Raw genomic sequence first — 19,786 nt, forward strand, 5'->3', positions numbered from 1 at the left:
TGCGGACAACACGGTCCGCGCTCACCCGGATACGGGTGGATCAGATGGACGCCACCAACGCGGCACCGGCGCCGGGAACGTTCCAGACACCGGCGGGCCCGCCCCCGCGCAGCGTCACGAGGACGATCCCGCCGTCGCTCGGCGACCTCCGGCCCGGGGCGGCGGACACGTCGGCGGGGTACTGGTCGACCTCCACCGCGCACTCGCCCGGGAGCTGGAGCGTGCTGATGCGGTGCAGCGTCCCCTCCGGGCGGCCGAGTTGGGCGTTCAGCACGCGCACCGGCAACCTGTGGTCCGTCACCCTCCGTGCGGGCAGCCGCTCTTCCAGCGCCGCGCGCGACGTCTCCAGGTCGCCGGACGCGAGCACGGCGATGAACACCGGGCCCACCGGCCCGCTGGGGCGCGGCAGGGTGAACCCCTCGGGGGCGCGGTCGACCTGCGTCAGGTAGACCCCTTCCCCGGCCGGCCCCGCGACCTGCGCGGCCCGCAGCCCTCCCCCGGCCCCGACCGGCCGCGGCTCGACCAGCACGCGCAGCCCCGCGGCGCGGGCCCGCGCCGTCGCCTCGTCGGCGTCGGCCACCAGGATCTCGGCGGCGGCCCAGCCGAGCGTCGTGAGCGGCTCCGGGGACCGCGCCCCCGGGATCTCCACGGCCCGGACCGCGCCGCCGGCGCCGGTGCCGGACAGCACGACCGAGCGGCGCCCCTCCAGCTCGGGCACCGGCCCGCCGGACACCCGGTGCTCCGCGCCCGGCTCCAGCCCCACCCCGTCCCGGTAGGCCGCGACGGCGGCGTCCAGATCGGCGGTGACGACGGTGACGGAGGCGATCACTGCGACCGCGCCCGGTCGGCCTGCGCACCGGCCTGCGCACCGGCCTGCCCGCCGACCTGCCCGCCGACCTGCGCGGTCAGGTCCGCGGCGGCCTGCTGCACCAGGTCCGCGAGCCGGTCGACCTCGCCGCGGAACCGCTCCAGCGGCCCCGCGATCGAGATCACGGCGAGCGGCGTCCCGGTGGGGCCGAACACCGGCGCGGCCACCGAGCCCGCGCTCGGGTCGCGCTCGCCGTAGGAGATCGCGTAACCGACCTCGGCGATGTGCGCCAGTTCCTCGCGCAGCGTGGGGCGCTGGGTGATGGTGTTGCCGGTCAGCTTGCTCATGGGCTGCGACGCCAGGTACTGCTCGCGTTCGGCCGGGTCCAGGAAGGCCAGGAACGCCTTGGACGACGCGCCCGCGTGCAGCGGGAACGCGGCGCCGAGCTGCACCATCATCTTCACGTCGCGGTCGGGGGTGACCTGGTCGACGTAGACCCGGTGCCAGCCCGAGCGGGTGGACAGCGTCGTCGTCTCCTGGGTCGCCCGCGACAGCTCGGTGAGGACCGGGCGCGCCTCGGCGCGGATGTCGATCCGGTCGAGGTAGCCGAGCGCGAGGCTGACGATGCGGGGCCCGAGGCTGTACCGGCGGGTCGACGGGTGGAAGGTGATGAAGCCCTTGGCCCGGCAGCTCGTCAGGCTCCGGTGGACGACCGCCTTGGACAGCCCGAGCCCGTCGGCGATCTCGGTGACGCCGAGCGTGGGCCGTCCCGCCTCGCCGAGGTAGATGAGGATGTCGAGGACCCGGTCGACCCCCGTGACCGTCTGGCCCTTGACCGGTTCGGCGCTGTCCGCGCCCTCGTTGACGCCGCCGCCGCCGCTCACAGTGGACATCCCATCACCCGACCAGGTGGAAGCTCTGGTACTGGACATACGCCTCGAAACCCTCCGGGCCGAGTTCCGTGCCGAGCCCGCTCGACCGGCGCCCCGCGAACGGCGCGGCCGTGTTGAAACCGAACCCGTTGACGCCGACCGTGCCCGTGTCCAGCCGCGCCGCCACCCGCAGGGCGCGGGCCTCGTCGGCGCTCCACACCGACCCGGCCAGGCCGAAGTCGGTGTCGTTGGCGATGGCGACGGCCTCGTCCTCGTCGGACGCCGGAATGATCGTCACGACGGGGCCGAAGACCTCCTCCTGGCAGATCCGCATCCCGCTGCGCGCCTCGGTGAACACGGCGGGCGTCAGGTAGAACCCGTCGTCCAGGCCCTTCGGGCGCTCCCCGCCGGACACCAGCCGGGCGCCCTCGGCCCGGCCCGCGGCGATCAGCCCCTCGACGCGGTCGCGGTGCGCGGCCGAGATGAGCGGGCCGAGCCGGGTGGCGGGGTCGAACGGGTCGCCGACGGGCAGCGCCGCCGACACCTCCGCGACCCGCTCGGTGACCTCCGCGAGCATGGCGCGCGGGACGATCACGCGGCTCTGGATGAAGCAGTTCTGCCCGGTGAAGGTGTAGGCGAGGAACGGCAGCGCCGCGGCGAACCGGTCGAGGTCGGCGTCGTCCAGCAGGACGGCGGCGGACTTGCCGCCGAGTTCGAGGACCACGGGGGTGAGCGCGGCGGCGCAGCGGGCCGCGATGTGCCGCCCCGCCTCCGACGACCCGGTGAAGCCGACGATGTCGACGCCCGGATGGCCGACGAGGGCCTCGCCCGTCTCCCGTCCGCCGGTGACCACGTTGACCACTCCCGGGGGCAGCCCGGCCGCGGCGGCGCACTCGGCGAACAGGAATGCCTCCAGCGGTGCCTGAGGGGGCGGTTTCAGCACCACCGTACCGCCTAGCGCGAGGGTCGGCCCGATCTTGTACATGCCCATCGGCAGCGTCCCGTTGTAGGGCACGATCGCCGCCGTGACCCCGCGCGGGCCGCGGCGCACGATCGAGCGCCGGACGCTGCCGGGGCCCCGCCGTTCCGGCACCGGGCGCACCTCGTCGACGACGAGCGAGCGGGCGATCCCCGCGTAGTAGCGCAGCAGTTCCGCGGCGCGGTTCGCGCGGGCGGGCGCGCCGCCGACCGGCCGCCCGATCTCGTGGGCGAGCAGCACGGTCAGCTCGGCGTCGCGCTCCTGGAGCAGGTCGGCGAGCCGCTCCAGCGCGGCGGCCCGGTCGGCGGGCTCCCAGGTGCGCCAGCCGCGCGGGTCGGCGAAGGCGGCGCGGGCGGACGCGACGGCCGCGTCCACGTCGGCGGCCGACCCGTCCGGGACGCTGCCGACGACCGTCCCGTCGGACGGGGAGACGATCTCGACGACCGCGCCGGACCGGGCCGGGACGACCCGCCCGTCCACGAAGAGGCCGTCGCGGTGCGCGATCTCGGGGGCGAGCGCGGGACGCATCTCAGTCCTTCCGGTAGCCGGCGGGGACGCCGGGCGACGTGGAGAGCCACACGCTCTTGGTCCAGGTGTAGAGGTGGACGGCGTCGGTACCGCCCTCGCGCCCGTACCCGGACGCGCCGACGCCGCCGAACGGCACCATGTCGGACAGGATGCGGTAGGTGTTCACCCAGACCGTCCCCACCCGGAGGGCGTCGGCGAGGCGGTGGGCGCGTCCCGGATCGCCGGTCCACACCCCCGCGCTGAGCCCGAACCGGGTGTCGTGGGCGAGGCGGACCGCGTCGTCCTCGTCGTCGAACGGCTCGGCGCACAGCACCGGGCCGAAGACCTCCTCGGTGAGCAGCGGGTCGCCGGCGGGGACGCCGGTGAACACGGTCGGCGCCACCCAGTTGCCGCCCGCCAGCTCCGGCTCGGCGGGCGTCCCGGCCCGCGCGACGACGCGCGCGCCCCGGGCGGTGCCGCCGTCCACGAACGCGCGGGTCTTGGCGGCCTGGGCGGCGGTCACCTGCGGCCCGACCTGGGTGCCGGCCGCGCGCGGGTCCCCGACGCGCAGCTCCCCGACCCGCCGCGCGACGCGCTCCAGGACGTCGGGGAACACCTCGCGCTGCACGTACAGCCGCGAGCCGGCGATGCACATCTGCCCGCACGACCCGGTGAAGCCCTCGACGACCCCGGCCGCCGCGGCGTCCAGGTCGGCGTCGGCGAACACCAGCTGCGGCGACTTCCCGCCGAGCTCCAGCGCGGACGGCGCGAAGTGCGCGGCCGCGGCGGCGCCGACGCGGGCGCCGGTGGCGTCCGAGCCGGTGAACACCACCAGCCGGACGCGGGGGTCCTCGACGAGCGCGCGGCCGAGGTCGCCGCCGCCGTGCACGACCTGCGCGACGCCCGCGGGATGCCCGGCCTCGGCGAGGACCTCGCCGACGATCCGGCCGAGCAGCAGGGCGGTGAGCGGGGTCTCGGCGGCGGGCTTGAGCACGACGGCGTTGCCGAACGCGAGCGCGGGCGCGATCTTCTTCGCGGCGAAGAAGTACGGGACGTTCCACGGGATGATCCCCGCGACGACCCCGTACGGCTCCCGTGTCGTGTACGTGTGGAACGGGCCCGGCACCGGCACGACCGTGCCGTGCGCCTTGTCGGCCCACCCGCCGTAGTACTCGAAGCACGCGGCGGCGCGGTCGGCCTCGCGGCGCGTGTCCGCCGGGAGCTTGCCGGTGTTCAGCGTCTCCAGCTCGGCGATCTCGGCGGCGCGGGCCCGCATCCGGCGGCCGATCTCCACCAGCAGGCGGCCCCGCTCGGACGCCGGGACCGCCCGCCAGTGCGGCGCGGCGGCCTCGGCGGCGCGCAGCACCGCGTCCAGCCCGCTCGGGGTCGTCGCGGCGACGTCCTCGATCACCTCGCCCGTGATGGGCGACAGGACGGCGGTCAACGGCTCACTCCTTCGACTGCGTCGAGCATGCTCAGGGCGCTCAGGTGGCGGGTGCCGGCGGCCGGGTCGGCGGCGGTCGCGGCGAGGTCCCGGAGCCGGGCGAGGCGGGCGTCCCGGGCGGTGGCGTCGACGCCCGCGCGCACGGTCCGGGTCGCCGGCTGGACGACGCGGACGGCGGCGTCCCGGCGGGCGGCCGCGTACGCGTCCGCGGCGGCGTCGCCGTCGCCGCCCGCCCGCAGCGCCGGGCCGAGCCGGGCGGCGAGGTCGAACGCGTCGTGGACGCCGGAGTTCAGCCCCATCCCGCCGGTCGTGCTGGACAGGTGAGCGGCGTCGCCCGCCAGCAGCAGCCGGCCGGCGCGGAACCGGTCGGCGACCCGCTGGTGGCTCCGGTAGAACTGGTGCTGCCGGAGCGGGTCGCGGGCCCAGCTCCGGTCCCCGACCAGCAGGTCGAGGGCGTCCGCCAGTTCGGGGTGCGGCCCCTCGGCCCCGGCGGCGGGCGCGCCGCCGTCGGTGGCGGCGGTGGTGCTGATCGCGACGCGCCACACGTCCGGGGTGCGGATGAGGGACAGCCGGCCGCGGGGGCCGCTCCAGTAGGAGACGGGGCCGAGGTCGTCCACCGCGTCCTCGAACGGGAACGGCGTGGCGGCGACCAGGCTCTGCGACGGGTAGGTGTCGCCGGGGAAGCCGATCCCGGCGAGCTTGCGCAGCGCGCTGTGCGCCCCGTCGGCGGCGACGACGTACGGCGCGGTCAAGCGGGAGCCGCCGGCCAGCGTCACGGTCGCGGCCGTCGCGCCGTCCTCCGCGCCGATCAGGCCGACGACGCGGTGCTCCTGGCGCAGGTCCACGTCCGGGGACGCCTCGGCCAGGTCGCGCAACCGCCGCAGCAGCTTGTACTGCTCGTACTGGACGCGGAACGGGAACGGCGTCCGTCCCTCCAGCACGCCGTAGTCGAAGGTCGCGCGGTCGGGCAGTTGCAGGTCGCGGAACTGCAGGCGGTCCACGCGGACGCCGTGGGCGACGGCGTCCGCCGCGGCGCCGACGCGGTCGAGCAGCGCCAGCGTCGGCGGGTGCAGCGTCGAACCGCGCCATTCCTTGCGCACCCCGGCCTGTTCGGCCTCCAGCACGGTGACGGGCACCCGCTCGGCGGCCAGCGCGAGCGCGGCGGCAAGGCCGACGGGGCCCGCCCCGACGACGATCACGGGCGCGGTCATCGGGCCCCGCCTTCCTGGTCGAGGGCCGGGGGCCGCGTGCGGGCCCCCTCGGCCAGCCGGGCGAGCGCTCCGGTCGACGCCGCGAGCGCCGGCGAGGCGTCCGCCGCGTGCAGCAGTGCCCACGTCCCTGCGAGGTTGGACGACAGCAGCAGCGAGCCGGACGGGGTCAGCTCGTCGAGCACGCCGAGGCTCGCCGCCCCGGTGCCCGCGACCACGACGGCGTGCCCGGGTCCGGCGGTGCCGGAGCCCAGGGCGGCCCGCACCGCAGCCCGCACGTCGCCGTCGCCGGTGGCGTAGATGGGGCGGCCGCCCCGCACTTCGTGGACGTCCACCCGCATCCCGGCCGCGCGCCAGAACTCCACGCACTGGCCGGTGAGCCAGGACGGGTAGGGCGACACGATCGACACGCGGCTCACGTCGGCGGCGCGCAGCGCGCCGAGCAGGGCGCCCGCCGAGGTGACGACGGGGACGCCGTACCGCTCCGCGAGCGCGTCCGACCACCGCCGGTCGCCGTCCGGACCGAGCCGGTACGTCGCGCCGGTACAGGCGACCAGCACCGCGGCCGGGTCCAGCCCGGCCAGGGTCGCGATCGCCTCGCCCGCGTTGGCCCCGTACCAGTCGAGGCGGGCGGGCAGGTCCAGGCCCGGCGGCGCCGCCATCCGCGCCACGTACGGGTCGACGCCCGGCGGCAGCAGCCGCCGGGTCTCCGGTTCGACGGTGGGGTTCGCGGACGGCACCACGACCCCGACGCGGACCGTCACGTGGCCAGCCCGCCGAACACGCGCCGGATGAAGGCGTCCCGGTCGGCCCGGTCGCCGGCCCCGCCGGCCGCGGCCGCGTCGAACTCGTCCGGTTCGATCGCGTCCGGCGACACGACCATGCCCCCGGCCACGAGCTGCGCCTCCAGCGCGGCCAGGCGGCGGCGCGTCGCCCACAGCTCGGCGGCGAGCTGGACGCTGATCTGCATGAGCTGGTCGTTGACGCCCTCGCCGACGAAGGCGCCGAGCGGCTGCGGGCCGTCCACCCGCCAGTTCCCGGTGGTCTCGCTCATGCCGTGCACACCCATGTCGCCGTCCGGCCGTTGGTGAACTCGACCGCGGCGAACAGCCGCTCCAGTTCGGCGCCGATCCCGCCGTGCACGAACCGGAACGCGAACGGCTCGCCGTTGAAGCGGGTGTCGAAGTCGCGGTCGTAGGTCGCCCACGGGTCCGGCGGGTCGTCGGGCTGGCGCATCTCGTGGACGATGAGGACGCCGCCGGGCCGCAGCACCCGCCGCGCCTCCGCGACCGCGCGCAGCGCGACGTCCCAGGGGACCTCGTGCAGGATCGTGCCGAGATAGGCGACGTCGAAGGTGCCGTCGGGGAAGCGCAGGTCCTCGGCCAGCCGCTGGGCGAAGACGACGTCGGCGCCGAGCCGGACGGCGCGGGCGTGCGCGTACCGCAGCAGCGGCGCGGCCGCGTCGATCCCCCACACCTCGGCGTCCGGCCAGCGCTCCTTGAAGGCCACGGTCATGGCGCCGATGGAGCAGGCGATGTCCAGGACGCGCGCGACGGACCCGTCCGCGGGCGCGGGCACCTCCCGGGCACGGGCGATCTTGGCCTCGTCGCGGTCGTTGGTCCCGAGATGGAAGACCTTGGTGCCGTAGTGGTAGATGTACCCGGCGAGCGGCTCGTCGTGGTAGCCGCCCGGCTGGCGGTGGAAGTGCACGTCGGCGGAGTAGCCGGGGTGCTCCCAGTCCTCGGCGAGCTCCAGGCGGCCGGGGCCGCGCCCTTCGGCGTCGTCCAGCTCGGCCTCCAGCGCCGGACGCAGCGGCTCGTAGGCCGCCACCACCTGCGCCCAGTTCAGGTCCTGGGTGGAGCGCAGCAACCGGTTCCGCAGCCCGACCAGCGGCACGGACTCGGCCACGGCCCGCAGATCGTCCAGGTTCTCCGGACGCCGTTCGGCGGCCCGCTCCCGGACCGCGCCCGCCGCCACGGGGTTGATCTCCCTCAGGGTGAAGCGGCGCAGCCCCTCAACGAAGTCGAGGCGGCTCTCGCCGTCGAACTCCGGGATGGCCGTCATCGTGCCGAGCCGTCCGCGCGGCGCCGCCTCACTCGATCCTGAACCTGGACGCATGAACCAATCCCCTTGTCCGTCGAATTGATCCGCCCAGCGGAACAGGCGTTCCGCTCATGTGGAACGTGACCTTAACAACAGCCGAGCCGCCGTGTACATCCCTCACCTGCGCCTTTTATCGGCGAAGTGGCGGGGTCAGCGGTCGACGAGGCGGCTGAGCCGGTAGATCATCTTGCGGTTCACCGGGGGGATCGCGGTGAGGGGGAGGACCATGTCCCGCAGGGCGCCCTTCCACGGAGCGCGCTCGGTGGCGAGGGCGTTGAGGCGCCGCGTGGCGCCGACGGCGTCCTCGGCGATCGGGCGGCGGACGCGTTCATAGGAGTCGAGGGCGTCCTCCGCCCGGTTCATGGCCTTCACCAGGACCTCGCCCAGGGTGATCCCGTCCTGGATGCCCAGGTTCATTCCCTGGCCGATGATGGGGCTGTTGACGTGGGCGGCGTCGCCGGCCAGGAAGACCCGGCCCGCGCGGAACCGCTCCGCCACCCGGTGGTGGATCCTGGTGTGGGAGTCGTGCGCCACGCGGAGCACCCGGACGGCCCGCTGTGCCGGGGCGCGCTGCCGCAGCAGCGCCTCCGCGGCACCGGCGGTCATCTCGTCGGGCAGCCGGTCGACCGACAGGCAGACCCGGTGCAGCCTCCCCGGCATCCGCCCCATGATCACGGCGCCGGGCCGCGCGAAGAACAGGTGGATCTCATCCGCGGGGGACCCACCGCCCAGCTCCATGTCGGCCAGGACGAACCGCTGGTGGAAGGTCTCCCCGGGGAAGGGGATCCCGGCCATCCTCCGGACGTCGCTGCGCGTGCCGTCCGCGCCGACGAGGTACTTCGCGCGGACGGTGTGCTCCTCCCCTCCGGCGTCCGCCACCACCGCGACGACCTCGTCATCGGCCTGCTCCATGCCGCTCAGCTTCAGGGGCCGGTGGACGCCGCCGCCCAGCTCCCGGAGCCGGGCGAGGATGATCTCCTCGGTGGTGTGCTGCGGCAGGAGGACGGCGTAGGGGAACGCGGTGTCCAGCCGGTCCAACCGCAGGGTGGCGATGTTGCGGTCGCGTTCGCCGGAGAAGATCCTGATCCGCTCGGCGTGGTTGCCGGCCTCCGCCAGCCGTTCGCCGACCTGGATCCGCTGCAGCATCTCCAGCGACCGGGGCAGGGTGCCGACCGCGCGCGAGTAGTTGCCGCCCTCCTCCACACCGTCGATCACGCAGCATTCGATGCCCGCGGCGCACAGCGTCGCGGCCAGGGAGAGTCCGGTGGGCCCGGCACCGGCGATCAGGACATCGGTGGTCTTGGGGAGTCCGGTCATGACACACCTCTCTGGGACGCCGCGCCCCACCCGCCGGGCGCGTTCCGGATTACGGAGCGCCGCCCGTGTAGTAGCGCTGCAGGGTGGGAGCCACCCAGGCGACCAGGTGCTCGGTCTCGGCGGCGGTGAGCGCCGGCAGACCAAGGGCGTAGCGGGTGATCGCCAGCCCGACGAGCTGGCTGGCGGCCAGCGCCGCGCGCAGCTCGGCCTCGTCCTCGCCGGCCAGCTCGGCGATCGGGCCGAGCACCTGGCCGGTGAGGAACTCCCGCAGCAGCGCGGCGGCCCGCTCCAGCGTGACCGCCGAGCGGATCAGCCCGAGCAGCGGGCCCGGCGCGTCGACGTCGCCGAGCAGGCCGAGGAAGTAGCGGACGAGCCGCTCGCCGAGTTCGGCCCGCGGCCCGGCGGCCAGGATCGAGACGGCCCGGTCGGGACGGATCACCGCGGCGGCCGTCTCGGCGAACAGCTTCTCCTTGGTGCCGAAGAAGTACCGCACGAGCGCGGGATCCACGTCCGCGTCGGCGGCGATCTGCCGCATGCTCGTGGCCTCGTAGCCGCGGGAGGTGAAGCGCGCCGTCGCGGCGCCGAGGATCAGCGCCCGGGTGTCGCTCGGCCCCGGCCTGCGTCCGGCCATCACGCCTCCTCGCACGGCAGCCAGTTCCCCACGTGGGGAATTTTTATTCTACGCATGAGGAATTAGACGTGCAAGGGTCGACCGCGCCCACATCCACGGCAGCACTCACTCCAGCGGACGGGCGAATTCTCGGCTGCGAGTCACATTCCACGCGCGGCGGAAGTCTTTAGGGGGACGCACGCGTGACCTACGCCGCCCACCTCCCCTTCCGAGGGGAGTCCGACGTTCTCAAAGGAGTGACCGTTGCCGTCCCCCACCGCCCACGCCGTTCGCGAACCGGCCGCATCCGCCCCGCCCCGCTTCTACGGGCTGCTGAAAGCCGCCGCCGCCTTCCTGGCGACCGCCATGTTCATCCAGGGAATCACCGCGGGCCTGCTCCTGGACGGCGCCGAGAACGGCGGCGAGACGCACCGGACCACGTCCGGCATCGTCATCCTGGCCCTCCTCGTCACCGTCGTCGCCGCGATCCTGGTACGGCGCGGCGGCGGATCGGCGCGTCCCCTGGCCACCGGCCTGATCATGACCGTGCTCACCCTCGCCCAGTTCGCTCTCGGCGAGAACGGCGACACCGCCGTCCACGTCCCGCTGGGCGTCGCCCTGATGGGCGGTGCCGCGGCCCTGACCGCACAGGTCTGGAGCCGCGGCACTCCGAGGTAGCACTGCCGGTCAAACGCACAAAGCTCAGCCGCGAGGGAAGAGGAGGGGCGGAGCCAGGTAGAGCGTCTACGGGCGCGGATGGAATCCAGAGCGCCTCGTCGAAGACGTCACGGACGACCCGGATGGCCGGGTCGGGTTCGCCGTACAGCCCTGCCGCATTGGGAGATCCCACGGGACCCCCGTATTGGAACACTATGAGGCGTGATGCTGAACTCGTTCCCGTCTGACCCCATCGTCGCAGTGGTGTAGCCGTGGACAGATATGCCCTGATGGCACGCTTTGTCCGCAGCACCGCTGGGGCGATCGTCTTCCTCCTCATCGGCCTCGGCATGGTGGCGGGCGCCGTCGGCGCGCTCGTGGCGTACCTGCCCGACGGTGACCGTGACCTGCGCGCGTACGAGTTGGCCACGCCCTGCCCCGCCGTCCCGATCGAGCCTGCCGACTGCCTGTGGAAGCAGGAGTTCACGGTGACGGAAGTCGACGACCCTCGCGGCCGGGGCAAGAGGCCGTACACGGTCCTGACGGACGCGGCCGGCCACCGGTGGAGATCGACGTTCGGCAACCCCGGCCCGGTCTGGGGAGAACTCGCCAAGGGCGACCGTGTCACCGGCACCGTCTGGCGCGGCACGCTGACCGAGATCTCGGAGGGGGGCGCGTCCCAGAGGACCGGTCAGGTCCCGGCCGACATGCGCGCGCGGAGCGCCGTGCTCACGCTGATCCTGCTACCGTCCGGCCTGATCCTGGCGATCGTGTGCGCCTGGCGGGTTGCGCGGCGCCGCGCGTCCCCCACCCTGACGCCGGGCCAGAGCGCGACCTTCTGGCTCTCGTTCGGGCTGTTGATGGCCGGACTGATCTCCCCGGTCCCCGCTGCCCTTCTCCCGTACGACGGCGAGTTCGAGCACGCCGAGTTCACCGCGCTCATCTGGCTCCCGATCGCCGGCTTCATGGCCGTTCTCGCCCGTCTCCACACCATCCGCGCGCGAGGCGGCCGACCTGTGACCTGACCGCGATACACCGCAGCTCAACGAGACGATGCGCTCTGGCGCCAGATCAAGTACCCGATGGGAAGCCCCCTGGCGCCCAGCCGCCTGCAAGCGTCCTGCAACAACCTTCGCAACCACAGTGGCGAGCGCGTCGATCCCACCCAACCGACCAGCGACAGAAACGGCCCGACCATATTCCGGTCGGGCCGTATCTGGTATTACGAGTGGAGGTGGCGGGAATCGAACCCGCGTCCTTCGGTGATGGGTCAGGGCTTCTCCGGGCGCAGCCTGCTTATCGCTTTCTCAGTCCCGGCGCTCACGCAGGCGTGTCGCCGACGGACTCAGTCGCTGTTCGTTTTCCCTACCGGCCCCGCGACCGGGTCGATAGGTGGAGTCTCCTTACGATGCCAGACCCCGGTTCGGAGACGCTACCGGGCTGACAGAGTTCGCTCCTCGCTCAGGCGGCGAGGGCGAACTCGGACTGCTTCTTGTTGGCAGTTATTGGTTTGCTGTCACAGGATTAACGAGGTCACGACAGCAACCCTCGACCCGCTTCCCCTGGCTCGAACGACCGAAGTCGAAGCCGGTCACCCCCATGTTGAGTTGTCAAAGCAGGCGTCCCGGGGGACGTCCGCACGATGACGTTACTAGGGTAACGCGTGCGCGGGCAATCCCATTCCCCGGCCGGACGGGGCCGGACGGCCGTGAGCCCCGGTGGGCGCGGGATGTGCCGCGCCCACCGGGGCCGACCGGCAGGGTCGGGCCGGTCCGGACGGCAGAGCCTCCCCCGAGACGAGGCTCTGGTCTCATCACGGCGACTGAGTCCGCAACCCCCCAAGCGGAGTCTCAGTCACCCGGAAAGACGCACGCCGGCGGGGGGATGGTTGCGTCCCGTCCGTAAAGAGATGCCAAAACCGGCTCAGGAGCGGCCGCCGCCGAGGAACCTGGCGGCGAGCTTCGCGGTGTTGACGGGGCCTTCGACGGCGATCGCGAACGCGCGGTCGCCGCTGGACCCGACGAACCAGGAGACGCCCTTCTTCTCGCCGCCCCGCTCGTAGGCGGTGTAGGCGGCGACGCCGGTGACGTCTCCGGCGACGCGGGCGTGGCGGGCGTTGCCGTGGGTGGCGGTCCGGGTGAGGACGCGTTTGAGGCTCGCGATCGCTTCGGGCGGCAGGCTCTGCGCGGGCGGGGCCTGGACGGTCTTCGGGATGTCCCGGAGGACGTACGGCGGCTTCCAGGTGCCGGTGTACGCGGCGGCGGCGACGAGGGCCATGGACAGGGGGCTCACCTCGACGTTGCCCTCGCCGACCATGGTGGCGGCCTTCTCGCCCTCGTTGGCGGGGGTGGGCACCGAGCCGGTGAACGCCGGGACGGACAGGCCCCAGTCCTTGCCGATGCCGAACTGGCCGGCCTCCCGGACGAGGGCCTGCGCGTCCAGCTTGCCGCCGAGCTGCGCGAGGCTCGTCTTGCAGGACCCGGCGAACGCGTTGGAGAAGGTGGTCTCACCGCGGGCCTTGTTGGTGAACGTCCTGCCGCCGATGGTGAGGGAGCCGGGGCAGGCGGTCTCGGCGGACGGGTCGAGCCGGACCTGGGAGAACAGGGCCTCGGCGGACACGATCCCGAACGCGAGCCCGGGCGGGTAGTGCCCCTCGAACGCGCGGTTCTCGCCGTTCGTCCCGTGGTTGGCCGCGGCGAGGACCTCGCCGGTGCTCGGCCGCACCACGACCATGGACGCCGGGTACCGCAGGCCCTGGAGCGTGCGGTCCGCGCGAAGCTGGTAGGTCGGGTCGAGGGTCGTCTGGACCGGCTCGGGCTGCTGGCCCTCCCAGGACCGCAGTTCCTCGGTGTTCTTGCCGGACTCGTCCTGCGCGACGACGCGGATGGTCGGCGTGCCGGCGAGGCGGCGCTGCTGGAGCAGCTGGATGCCGCTGACGCCGATCGTGTCGCCGGGCTGGTAGGGGGCGCCGACCTGCTGCAGCCGGTCGGCGGTGGCCGGGCCGAGGCTGCCGACCAGCTCCGGGGCGTAGGCGGCGGCGATCGGCTCCCTGACCTCCTGGTACTGGAGCCCGGGGATGGCGGCCAGCCGCTTGATGAGCGCGTTGTGCGTCGGGGACTGGAGGGTCAGCAGCGGCAGGAACGTCTGCGGCGGGGCGGAGCGGACCCGGCCGAGCAGGCGGTCGGCGTCCAGCCGGCGGCCGCCGTCGATCTTGGTCTGCTTGGCGAGCAGATCCAGCGTCTTCGCCGGATCGGCGAGCTGGCCCGGGTACACGCCGAAGTTGTACGCGCGGACCTGGCTCAGCACGGAGCGGCCCCGCGTGTCGGTGATGGGGGCCCGCTTCGGCACCTCGGTCACCACGGCGAGCCGCTGCCCCGGCTTCAGCTTGGTGTTGATGACGGACGGGCTCCAGACGACCTTCCACTTGCCGTCGACGCGCCGCAGGTGCATCAGCCCCGGGTACTCCCACGGCTGGCCGTTCTCGCCGAGGTCGATCTTGACGGTGAAGCGCGCGTCGGCCTCGTCGCCCTTCTTGACGATCTGGTCGACGCTGCCGTCCTCCACCTCGGTGCCGAGGGACAGCCGCAGCGACGCCGCGTCGAGCTGCTGCCGGACGCGCCCGAGCGCCTCCTCGACCTCCTTCTTGTCGGCGCCCACGGTCTTGGCGGCGGCGGCCTCGTAGTTGCCGACCTGCCAGGCGATCAGGAAGTCGCGGACGGCGGGCATCGCGGACGGCTCGGCGCGGGCGCCCGGCATCATGGTCGCGACGAGCGCGCCGCAGACGGTCAGGCCGCCCAGCCCCATCGCGATCGGCCGCAGCGGTATCCGGCGCCGTTTCCGATGGTCCTGGCTGTTCATCGACACCTTTCACCGTCTCCTGAACCGGGCCGCCGCCGCCTTCTGCATCTCGCGGTCGGCTTCCCGCTTGGCGATGGCCTGGCGCTTGTCGTAGGACTTCTTACCACGGGCCAGCCCGATCTCGACCTTGGCCTTACCGTCCTTGAAGTACAGGGAGAGCGGGATCAGCGTCCACCCCGGTTCGGACGACTTGGCGATGATCTTCTGGATCTCGCGCTTGTGCAGGAGCAGCTTGCGGCGCCGGCGCGGCGCGTGGTTGGTCCAGGTGCCCTGGGTGTACTCGGGGATGTGGACGTGCTCCAGCCACACCTCGCCGTCCATGACGTGGGCGTAGCCGTCCACCAGGGAGGCCCGGCCGGCGCGCAGCGCCTTCACCTCGGTGCCCATGAGCACCATGCCCGCCTCCCACGTGTCGTCTATGTGGTAGTCGTAGCGGGCCCGCTTGTTCTGGGCGATGATCTTCCGCCCGGTGTCCTTCTTGTCTTTCTTGCGCCCGGTGTCCCGTGCCACGTCATCAGTCCTTGTCCGGCCCTCGTCAGTCTTTGCCCGGCATCGTCGCGCGCAGGCCGTGCAGCACCGTCCGGGCGCGCCGCTCGGCCGCGTCCGGCGGGCGGTCGGCGGACACCGCCACGTCGGGTTCGATCCCGACCCCGTCGAGGTTACGGCCGCCCGGGGTGCGGTACCGCCCGACGGTCAGCTCGATGACCGACCCGTCGGCGAGCCCGATCGGTTCCTGGACCGAGCCCTTCCCGTATGTACGCGATCCTACGATCACCGCGCGGTCCCGGTCGCGCAGGGAGCCCGCGACGATCTCCGCGGCGCTCGCGGTGCCCGCGTCCACCAGCACCACGAGCGGGGTGTCGGCGTCGCCGGGCGCGGTGACCGTGCGCCGCTGGACGGGCCTGCCGCGCGGCTCGTAGGTCACCACCGGGCCGCCGGCCAGGAACGCCGACGCCGTCTCGACCGCCTCGTCCAGCAGCCCGCCGGGATTGCCGCGCAGGTCGAGCAGCACCCCGCCGGTCGGCCGGCCGGACGGCGCCCGCCCGGTCACGGCGTCCCGGACCTCGCGGCCCGTGCCGCGGCTGAACGCGCCGACGCGGATGCGGCGCGCGTGGTCCGGGAGATCGGTCACGGTGACGTTTCCTCCAGGGACCGGTGTGCGGACGAGATGGAACCGTTCGGTTCGACGGTCGCGCTCGACGGTTAGTTCGACCGGTTCGTCCGGACGTCCGCGCAGGGCCTCCGCGACCCGGGAGATGTCCCAGCCGTCGACCGGCGTGCTCCCCACGGCGGTGACGACGTCGCCCGCGCGGACACCGGCCCGCGCGGCGGGCGTGCCCGGCTGGACACTCGCGACCACCGTGCGGGCGCCGTTCCCGCCGGCGTCGCCGCCGAGCCACAGGCCGACGCCGCTGTAGCGGCCGGTCAGCCGGCCTTCGACGTCGTCGTACTCGCGGGCCGGGTAGTAGTGCGCCCACCGGTCGCCGAGGCCGCGCAGCATGCCCTCGATGGCGGCGCGGTCGAGCTCGCCGCGCCCGACCGGCTCCGCCGCGCGGCGGCCGATCTTCGTGGCGGCCTCGTCCAGCACGGAGCCGCCGCCCGCGACGGCCGCGTGCCGGTCCGCGCCGGAGCCGCTCACGACTCCGGCGCCGTAGGCGCAGACGATCGCCGCCGCGACGGCCATGCCGCGCAGCACGTGGCCTGGCCGCCTCCTCAGAAACGGCGCGGACCGAGACATGCGGCAAGTCTAGGGCGGCCGGACGGCCCGGATCCGGCACTTCCCCCGGATCCGGACGGCATGTCAGATCCGCAGGTACCGGCGCAGCGTCAGGAACGACGCCACGGCACAGAGCAGGACACCGAAGCAGATCGACACCACGATGACCGCGAGCACCTGGCTCCAGCCCAGCTGGCTGACGAGCTGCACCTGCCCGGCGAGTCTGTCGATCAGCAGTTTCTTGCTGAAGACCAGCAGGATCGAGGCGAACACGCCGCCGATCAGGCCGGCGATCGCGCCCTCCAGGATGAACGGCATCTGGATGTAGGTGTTGGACGCGCCGACCAGCCGCATGATGCCGGTCTCGCGGCGCCGGTTGAACGCCGACAGCCGGACGGTGTTGCCGACCAGCATCACCGCCGCGATCACCTGGATCAGCGCGATCGTCAGCGCGGCCACCTGCAGACCGTTCAGGATCCGGAAGAACCGCTTCAGGATCTCCTGCTCGTTGATGACCGTGTCGACGCCGGGCTGGCCGAGCATCGCCTGCGCGACCGCCTTGTACTCCTCCGGGTTCTTCAGCTTGACCCGGAACGAGTCGGGGATGTCGCCCTCACGGGTGCTCTCGACGAACCCGGGCGACCCGGCGAAGCGGTCCTTGAACCGCTCGTACGCCTGCTGCTTGTTCTCGTACTCGACGGCGGAGACCTGCGGCATCTTCTCCAGGCTGCCCTTGAGCGTCTGGCGCTGCTGGTCGGTGACGTCCTGCTTCTGGCAGCTGGGGTTGGAGCTCGTCTTGGCGCACAGGAAGATCGAGACCTCGATCTTGTCGTACCAGTAGCTCTTGGACGCGTCGACCTGCTGACGCAGGAGCAGCCCGGTGCCGAAGAGCGCCATGGCGATGGCGACGGTGATGACGAGGGAGATCGTCATCGTCATGTTCCGGCGGAGACCGATCCAGATCTCCTGGAGAACGAACTGTACGCGCATGCCTCGCTGTCCTTGATCGCCTTTGGTCCGCCCGGGCGCCCGGGACGTCGCCATGAGGGAACGCGGCCCGAAGCGGGCGGTCCCCGCCTTCGGGCTGTCGTACGCCCCGGCGGGAATCGTTGGTTCAGATGGTCAGTACGCCTGGCCGTACACGCCGCGCGACTGGTCGCGGACGACCCTGCCGTCCTCCAGCTCGACGACGCGCTTGCGGAACGCGTCGACGATAGCGGCATCGTGGGTGGCCATGACGACGGTGGTGCCGGTCCGGTTGATGCGGTCCAGCACCTTCATGATGCCGATCGAGGTGGCGGGGTCGATGTTCCCCGTGGGCTCGTCCGCCAGCAGGATCATCGGCCGGTTGACGAACGCCCGCGCGATGGCGACGCGCTGCTGCTCGCCGCCGGACAGCTCGTCCGGCATCCGGTGGGCCTTGCCCTCCAGGCCGACGAGGTCGATCACCTCGGGGACGACCTTGCCGATGAAGCGCCGCGGCTTGCCGATCACCTCGAGGGCGAACGCGACGTTCTCGAAGACGTTCTTGTTGGGCAGGAGGCGGAAGTCCTGGAAGACGCAGCCGATCCTGCGGCGCAGGTGCGGCACCTTCCAGTTGCTCAGCCGGCTCAGGTCCTTGCCCGCCACGTGCACGTGACCCTGGGAAGGACGCTCCTCCTTCAGGATGAGGCGCAGGAAGGTCGACTTGCCGGAGCCGGACGGACCCACCAGGAACAGGAACTCGCCCTTCTCGATGGCGACGTTCACATGCTGCAGGGCGGGCCGGTTCTGGCTCGGGTAGACCTTGGTGACGTTGTCGAAATGGATCACGGCTGCATCACGGCGGTTCGCTGTAGGGGTTGGGGAGCGGCCCGGCCCGCGGCCACGGACGCGTCCGTGAGCACTTGCCTGCGCCGCCCGGCTTCACGACCGGGTGGGACGCGGAGCCTTCGAGCAGTGTAGAGGGGACGGGGAACTACCTCGGCCCACTCCGCACGGTACGGGCATCCGGGGGCGTCACTCCATCCGATCGGTGCGTTCCGTCCGATCAGTGCCATGTGAACCGTCTCCCGACGTCCGGCCGTTTCCTACCATCGAGCTCCCGGACTTGCGGGAACGACCCTACAGTCCGGCTACGCTGGATGATGGCGAAAGATACCTAATAAGTGGACGGACACTGAAGAAGCGGACGCTTCGCCTGCACGGACCCGTACCGATCCCGGAGATTGGGGCCACGACATGAGCTGCGACCATCTCATCTGCGCTCGGTGCTCGAACCCGGTGGTGGAAGGGCGCTGCCCGACCTGCCGGGAGGCCCGGTCGGAACTCCACCGGCACGGGCCGTCCCTGCCGCCCGCGCTCGTCCTGGCGATCCTGGTCGGCCTGCTGTTCGCCGCCCTCGTCCTTCAGCGCGTCTACGGCTAGGCCCCGCCCCGGTCGGGGCCGCGGCTACGGCTTCTTGAGCGGCGGGGTTGCGGCCTTCGTCACAGCGCCGTCGTCGGCGACCATGTGCGCCTTCGGCTGCGGATCGTCCTTCTTCTTCGCCTTGGGCGGGTCGAAGGCTGCGAAGTGCAGCGTCGAGGTGGTGTCGACCTCGTTGCCCTCGACCGTCCCGTCCAGCAGGTGCTCGGCGTCCTCGGGGATCTCCGGCTTGGGAGCGCCCGGCTTCTCGGCGACCAGCGACGTGTTGCGGAACAGCGAGTACACGACCAGCCCGCCGCCGTTCTTCGCCCGCAGCCCGAAGTAGGGGAACGGCGTCGCGGTGTAGACGATCTGGAGCGTCAGGTCGTCCTTCTTGGCCTTCTTCTTGGCGCGCCTCGCGTCCTTGTAGAACCCGGTCGTCACGGCGTTGGAGGCCATCACCTTGGCGGCGACGCTGCCGCCGCCCTCCGCGGCGATCGTCGCCTGGATCCCGCCGACGTCGCGGGGGCGGATCAGCAGCGACTCGTCGTCGCTGCCCAGCGCCTCCGCGTAGCCGTCCTTGTCGATCGCGACCTTCGGCTCCTTGACCTTCTTCTGCAGCGGGGCCGCGAGCGTGAGCTTCCAGTGGTCGGACGGCCCGCGCAGGATGAACGCCATCAGCACCCTGCGCCTGCTCTTGCTCTTGGACTCCCCCAGGACGGACCGGTCGACCGACACCAGGAACCACTGCGGGTAGGCGCCGTCCTTCAGCTTCGGCACGTACAGCCTGGGCTTGCCGTAGACGAAGCGCCGCACCGCGTCGCCGTCGTAGGCGGCCTTGCGGAACTCGGCCGCGGTGAGCTGGGACTGGCCGTCGGACGTCCACGTCAGCGCGAGCCGCTCGTCGCCGGCGGCGCGGGCCACGTCCTCGTCGGTGACATAGGTGCGGAACGCCCGCTCGGCGACCTGCGGGGTCAGCGGGACCGGGGCGGGCGGGACCGTCTCGGGCACGCTCGGCTCGGGCCGCGCGACCGCCTTCTCCTCCGCGCAGCCCGCGACCGCGAGCGCCAGGACGAGCGGCACCGCGGCCGCGATCATCCTCAGGAAGCTGTGCAAGGACCCGTCCCCCGGACCGGACTCCCGGCCGGCCGTCGTCGGCCGGCCTCCTCGGCCCGTGATTCTGCCATCCACATGATATTGACCCTACGACCAGGCCGCCCGCCGGGCGACGCGATCGGCGCCGCGCGAGCGGCGACGCGGCGGCCGCGCGATGAGCCGTACCGGGACGCGATAAGCAGTACCGGGACGGCGATAAGCTCGGACC

The 19,786-nt window shown here is 72.9% G+C and carries 19 protein-coding genes and 1 other RNA gene; 3 read left to right on the forward strand and 17 right to left on the reverse strand.

Annotation, left to right across the window (positions count from 1 at the left end):
• Positions 1-40: 40 nt before the first annotated feature.
• The 10 genes from ACGFI1_RS17170 to ACGFI1_RS17215 form a co-directional block, all read right to left on the reverse strand.
• The gene (locus ACGFI1_RS17170; RefSeq protein WP_392786191.1) at positions 41-829 is read right to left on the reverse strand and encodes a VOC family protein; all 789 of its coding nucleotides are present in this window, start codon (positions 827-829) and stop codon (positions 41-43) included.
• Entirely contained in the window at positions 826-1,701 is an 876-nt protein-coding gene (locus ACGFI1_RS17175; protein ID WP_392786193.1) for an IclR family transcriptional regulator, read from the reverse strand. The genes ACGFI1_RS17170 and ACGFI1_RS17175 overlap by 4 nt, the downstream gene beginning before the upstream one ends.
• A 4-nt stretch (positions 1,702-1,705) precedes the next feature.
• Positions 1,706-3,187 (reverse strand): aldehyde dehydrogenase family protein, encoded by a 1,482-nt coding sequence (locus ACGFI1_RS17180; protein WP_392786195.1) that lies wholly within the window; start codon positions 3,185-3,187, stop codon positions 1,706-1,708.
• Between the two features lies 1 nt (position 3,188).
• Positions 3,189-4,610 (reverse strand): aldehyde dehydrogenase family protein, encoded by a 1,422-nt coding sequence (locus ACGFI1_RS17185; RefSeq protein ID WP_392786198.1) that lies wholly within the window; start codon positions 4,608-4,610, stop codon positions 3,189-3,191.
• Complete coding sequence (locus ACGFI1_RS17190; protein ID WP_392786200.1) at positions 4,607-5,821, reverse strand: FAD-dependent oxidoreductase; 1,215 nt, start codon at positions 5,819-5,821, stop codon at positions 4,607-4,609. Before ACGFI1_RS17190 ends, ACGFI1_RS17185 begins: the two co-directional genes overlap by 4 nt.
• Positions 5,818-6,582 (reverse strand): maleate cis-trans isomerase family protein, encoded by a 765-nt coding sequence (locus ACGFI1_RS17195; protein WP_392786202.1) that lies wholly within the window; start codon positions 6,580-6,582, stop codon positions 5,818-5,820. Before ACGFI1_RS17195 ends, ACGFI1_RS17190 begins: the two co-directional genes overlap by 4 nt.
• Positions 6,579-6,872 carry a hypothetical protein gene (locus tag ACGFI1_RS17200; RefSeq protein ID WP_301176066.1) on the reverse strand — a complete coding sequence of 98 codons (294 nt, stop codon included), beginning with the start codon at positions 6,870-6,872 and terminating at the stop codon, positions 6,579-6,581. Before ACGFI1_RS17200 ends, ACGFI1_RS17195 begins: the two co-directional genes overlap by 4 nt.
• Positions 6,869-7,936: a class I SAM-dependent methyltransferase gene (locus ACGFI1_RS17205; RefSeq protein WP_138638234.1), complete on the reverse strand. Its 1,068-nt coding sequence runs from the start codon at positions 7,934-7,936 to the stop codon at positions 6,869-6,871. Before ACGFI1_RS17205 ends, ACGFI1_RS17200 begins: the two co-directional genes overlap by 4 nt.
• A 135-nt stretch (positions 7,937-8,071) precedes the next feature.
• Entirely contained in the window at positions 8,072-9,238 is a 1,167-nt protein-coding gene (locus ACGFI1_RS17210) for an FAD-dependent oxidoreductase (protein WP_138638235.1), read from the reverse strand.
• A 49-nt stretch (positions 9,239-9,287) separates the two neighbouring features.
• Positions 9,288-9,869 carry a TetR/AcrR family transcriptional regulator gene (locus tag ACGFI1_RS17215; protein ID WP_392786205.1) on the reverse strand — a complete coding sequence of 194 codons (582 nt, stop codon included), beginning with the start codon at positions 9,867-9,869 and terminating at the stop codon, positions 9,288-9,290.
• Between the two features lie 243 nt (positions 9,870-10,112).
• Between ACGFI1_RS17215 and ACGFI1_RS17220 the strand changes: the two genes are divergently transcribed.
• Both ACGFI1_RS17220 and ACGFI1_RS17225 read left to right on the forward strand, forming a co-directional pair.
• Positions 10,113-10,526, forward strand: a complete 414-nt coding sequence (locus ACGFI1_RS17220) for a hypothetical protein (RefSeq protein WP_301176068.1) — start codon at positions 10,113-10,115, stop codon at positions 10,524-10,526.
• 269 nt (positions 10,527-10,795) lie between these two features.
• The gene (locus ACGFI1_RS17225; RefSeq protein WP_392786207.1) at positions 10,796-11,530 is read left to right on the forward strand and encodes a hypothetical protein; all 735 of its coding nucleotides are present in this window, start codon (positions 10,796-10,798) and stop codon (positions 11,528-11,530) included.
• Positions 11,531-11,731: 201 nt separating this feature from the next.
• On the opposite strand, the gene ssrA is transcribed toward ACGFI1_RS17225, so the two are convergent.
• The 6 genes from ssrA to ftsE form a co-directional block, all read right to left on the reverse strand.
• Positions 11,732-12,104: a transfer-messenger RNA gene (gene ssrA / locus ACGFI1_RS17230) on the reverse strand.
• Between the two features lie 324 nt (positions 12,105-12,428).
• Positions 12,429-14,363 carry a penicillin-binding transpeptidase domain-containing protein gene (locus ACGFI1_RS17235; RefSeq protein ID WP_392786209.1) on the reverse strand — a complete coding sequence of 645 codons (1,935 nt, stop codon included), beginning with the start codon at positions 14,361-14,363 and terminating at the stop codon, positions 12,429-12,431.
• Between the two features lie 9 nt (positions 14,364-14,372).
• The gene (gene smpB / locus ACGFI1_RS17240; RefSeq protein ID WP_138638240.1) at positions 14,373-14,873 is read right to left on the reverse strand and encodes an SsrA-binding protein SmpB; all 501 of its coding nucleotides are present in this window, start codon (positions 14,871-14,873) and stop codon (positions 14,373-14,375) included.
• Positions 14,874-14,898: 25 nt separating this feature from the next.
• Positions 14,899-16,101: a S41 family peptidase gene (locus ACGFI1_RS17245; RefSeq protein ID WP_392786211.1), complete on the reverse strand. Its 1,203-nt coding sequence runs from the start codon at positions 16,099-16,101 to the stop codon at positions 14,899-14,901.
• A 63-nt stretch (positions 16,102-16,164) separates the two neighbouring features.
• A complete protein-coding gene (gene ftsX / locus ACGFI1_RS17250; RefSeq protein ID WP_386873711.1) occupies positions 16,165-17,070 on the reverse strand; it encodes a permease-like cell division protein FtsX in 906 nt (301 codons plus the stop codon).
• A gap of 132 nt (positions 17,071-17,202) precedes the next feature.
• Positions 17,203-17,892, reverse strand: coding sequence for a cell division ATP-binding protein FtsE (ftsE, locus tag ACGFI1_RS17255; RefSeq protein ID WP_021597771.1), 690 nt, complete (start codon positions 17,890-17,892; stop codon positions 17,203-17,205).
• Between the two features lie 408 nt (positions 17,893-18,300).
• Here ftsE and ACGFI1_RS17260 point away from each other — a divergent pair, with 408 nt between their 5' ends.
• On the forward strand, positions 18,301-18,486 hold the full coding sequence (locus ACGFI1_RS17260) for a hypothetical protein (protein WP_138638242.1): 186 nt from the start codon (positions 18,301-18,303) through the stop codon (positions 18,484-18,486).
• Positions 18,487-18,510: 24 nt separating this feature from the next.
• Here the strand turns inward: ACGFI1_RS17260 and ACGFI1_RS17265 are convergent, their stop codons facing one another.
• Positions 18,511-19,560, reverse strand: a complete 1,050-nt coding sequence (locus ACGFI1_RS17265; RefSeq protein ID WP_392732428.1) for a hypothetical protein — start codon at positions 19,558-19,560, stop codon at positions 18,511-18,513.
• Between the last annotated feature and the right edge of the window lie 226 nt (positions 19,561-19,786).

Source organism: Actinomadura geliboluensis, assembly GCF_043197915.1.
In the GTDB taxonomy this organism is placed as follows: Bacteria; Actinomycetota; Actinomycetes; order Streptosporangiales; family Streptosporangiaceae; genus Spirillospora; species Spirillospora geliboluensis.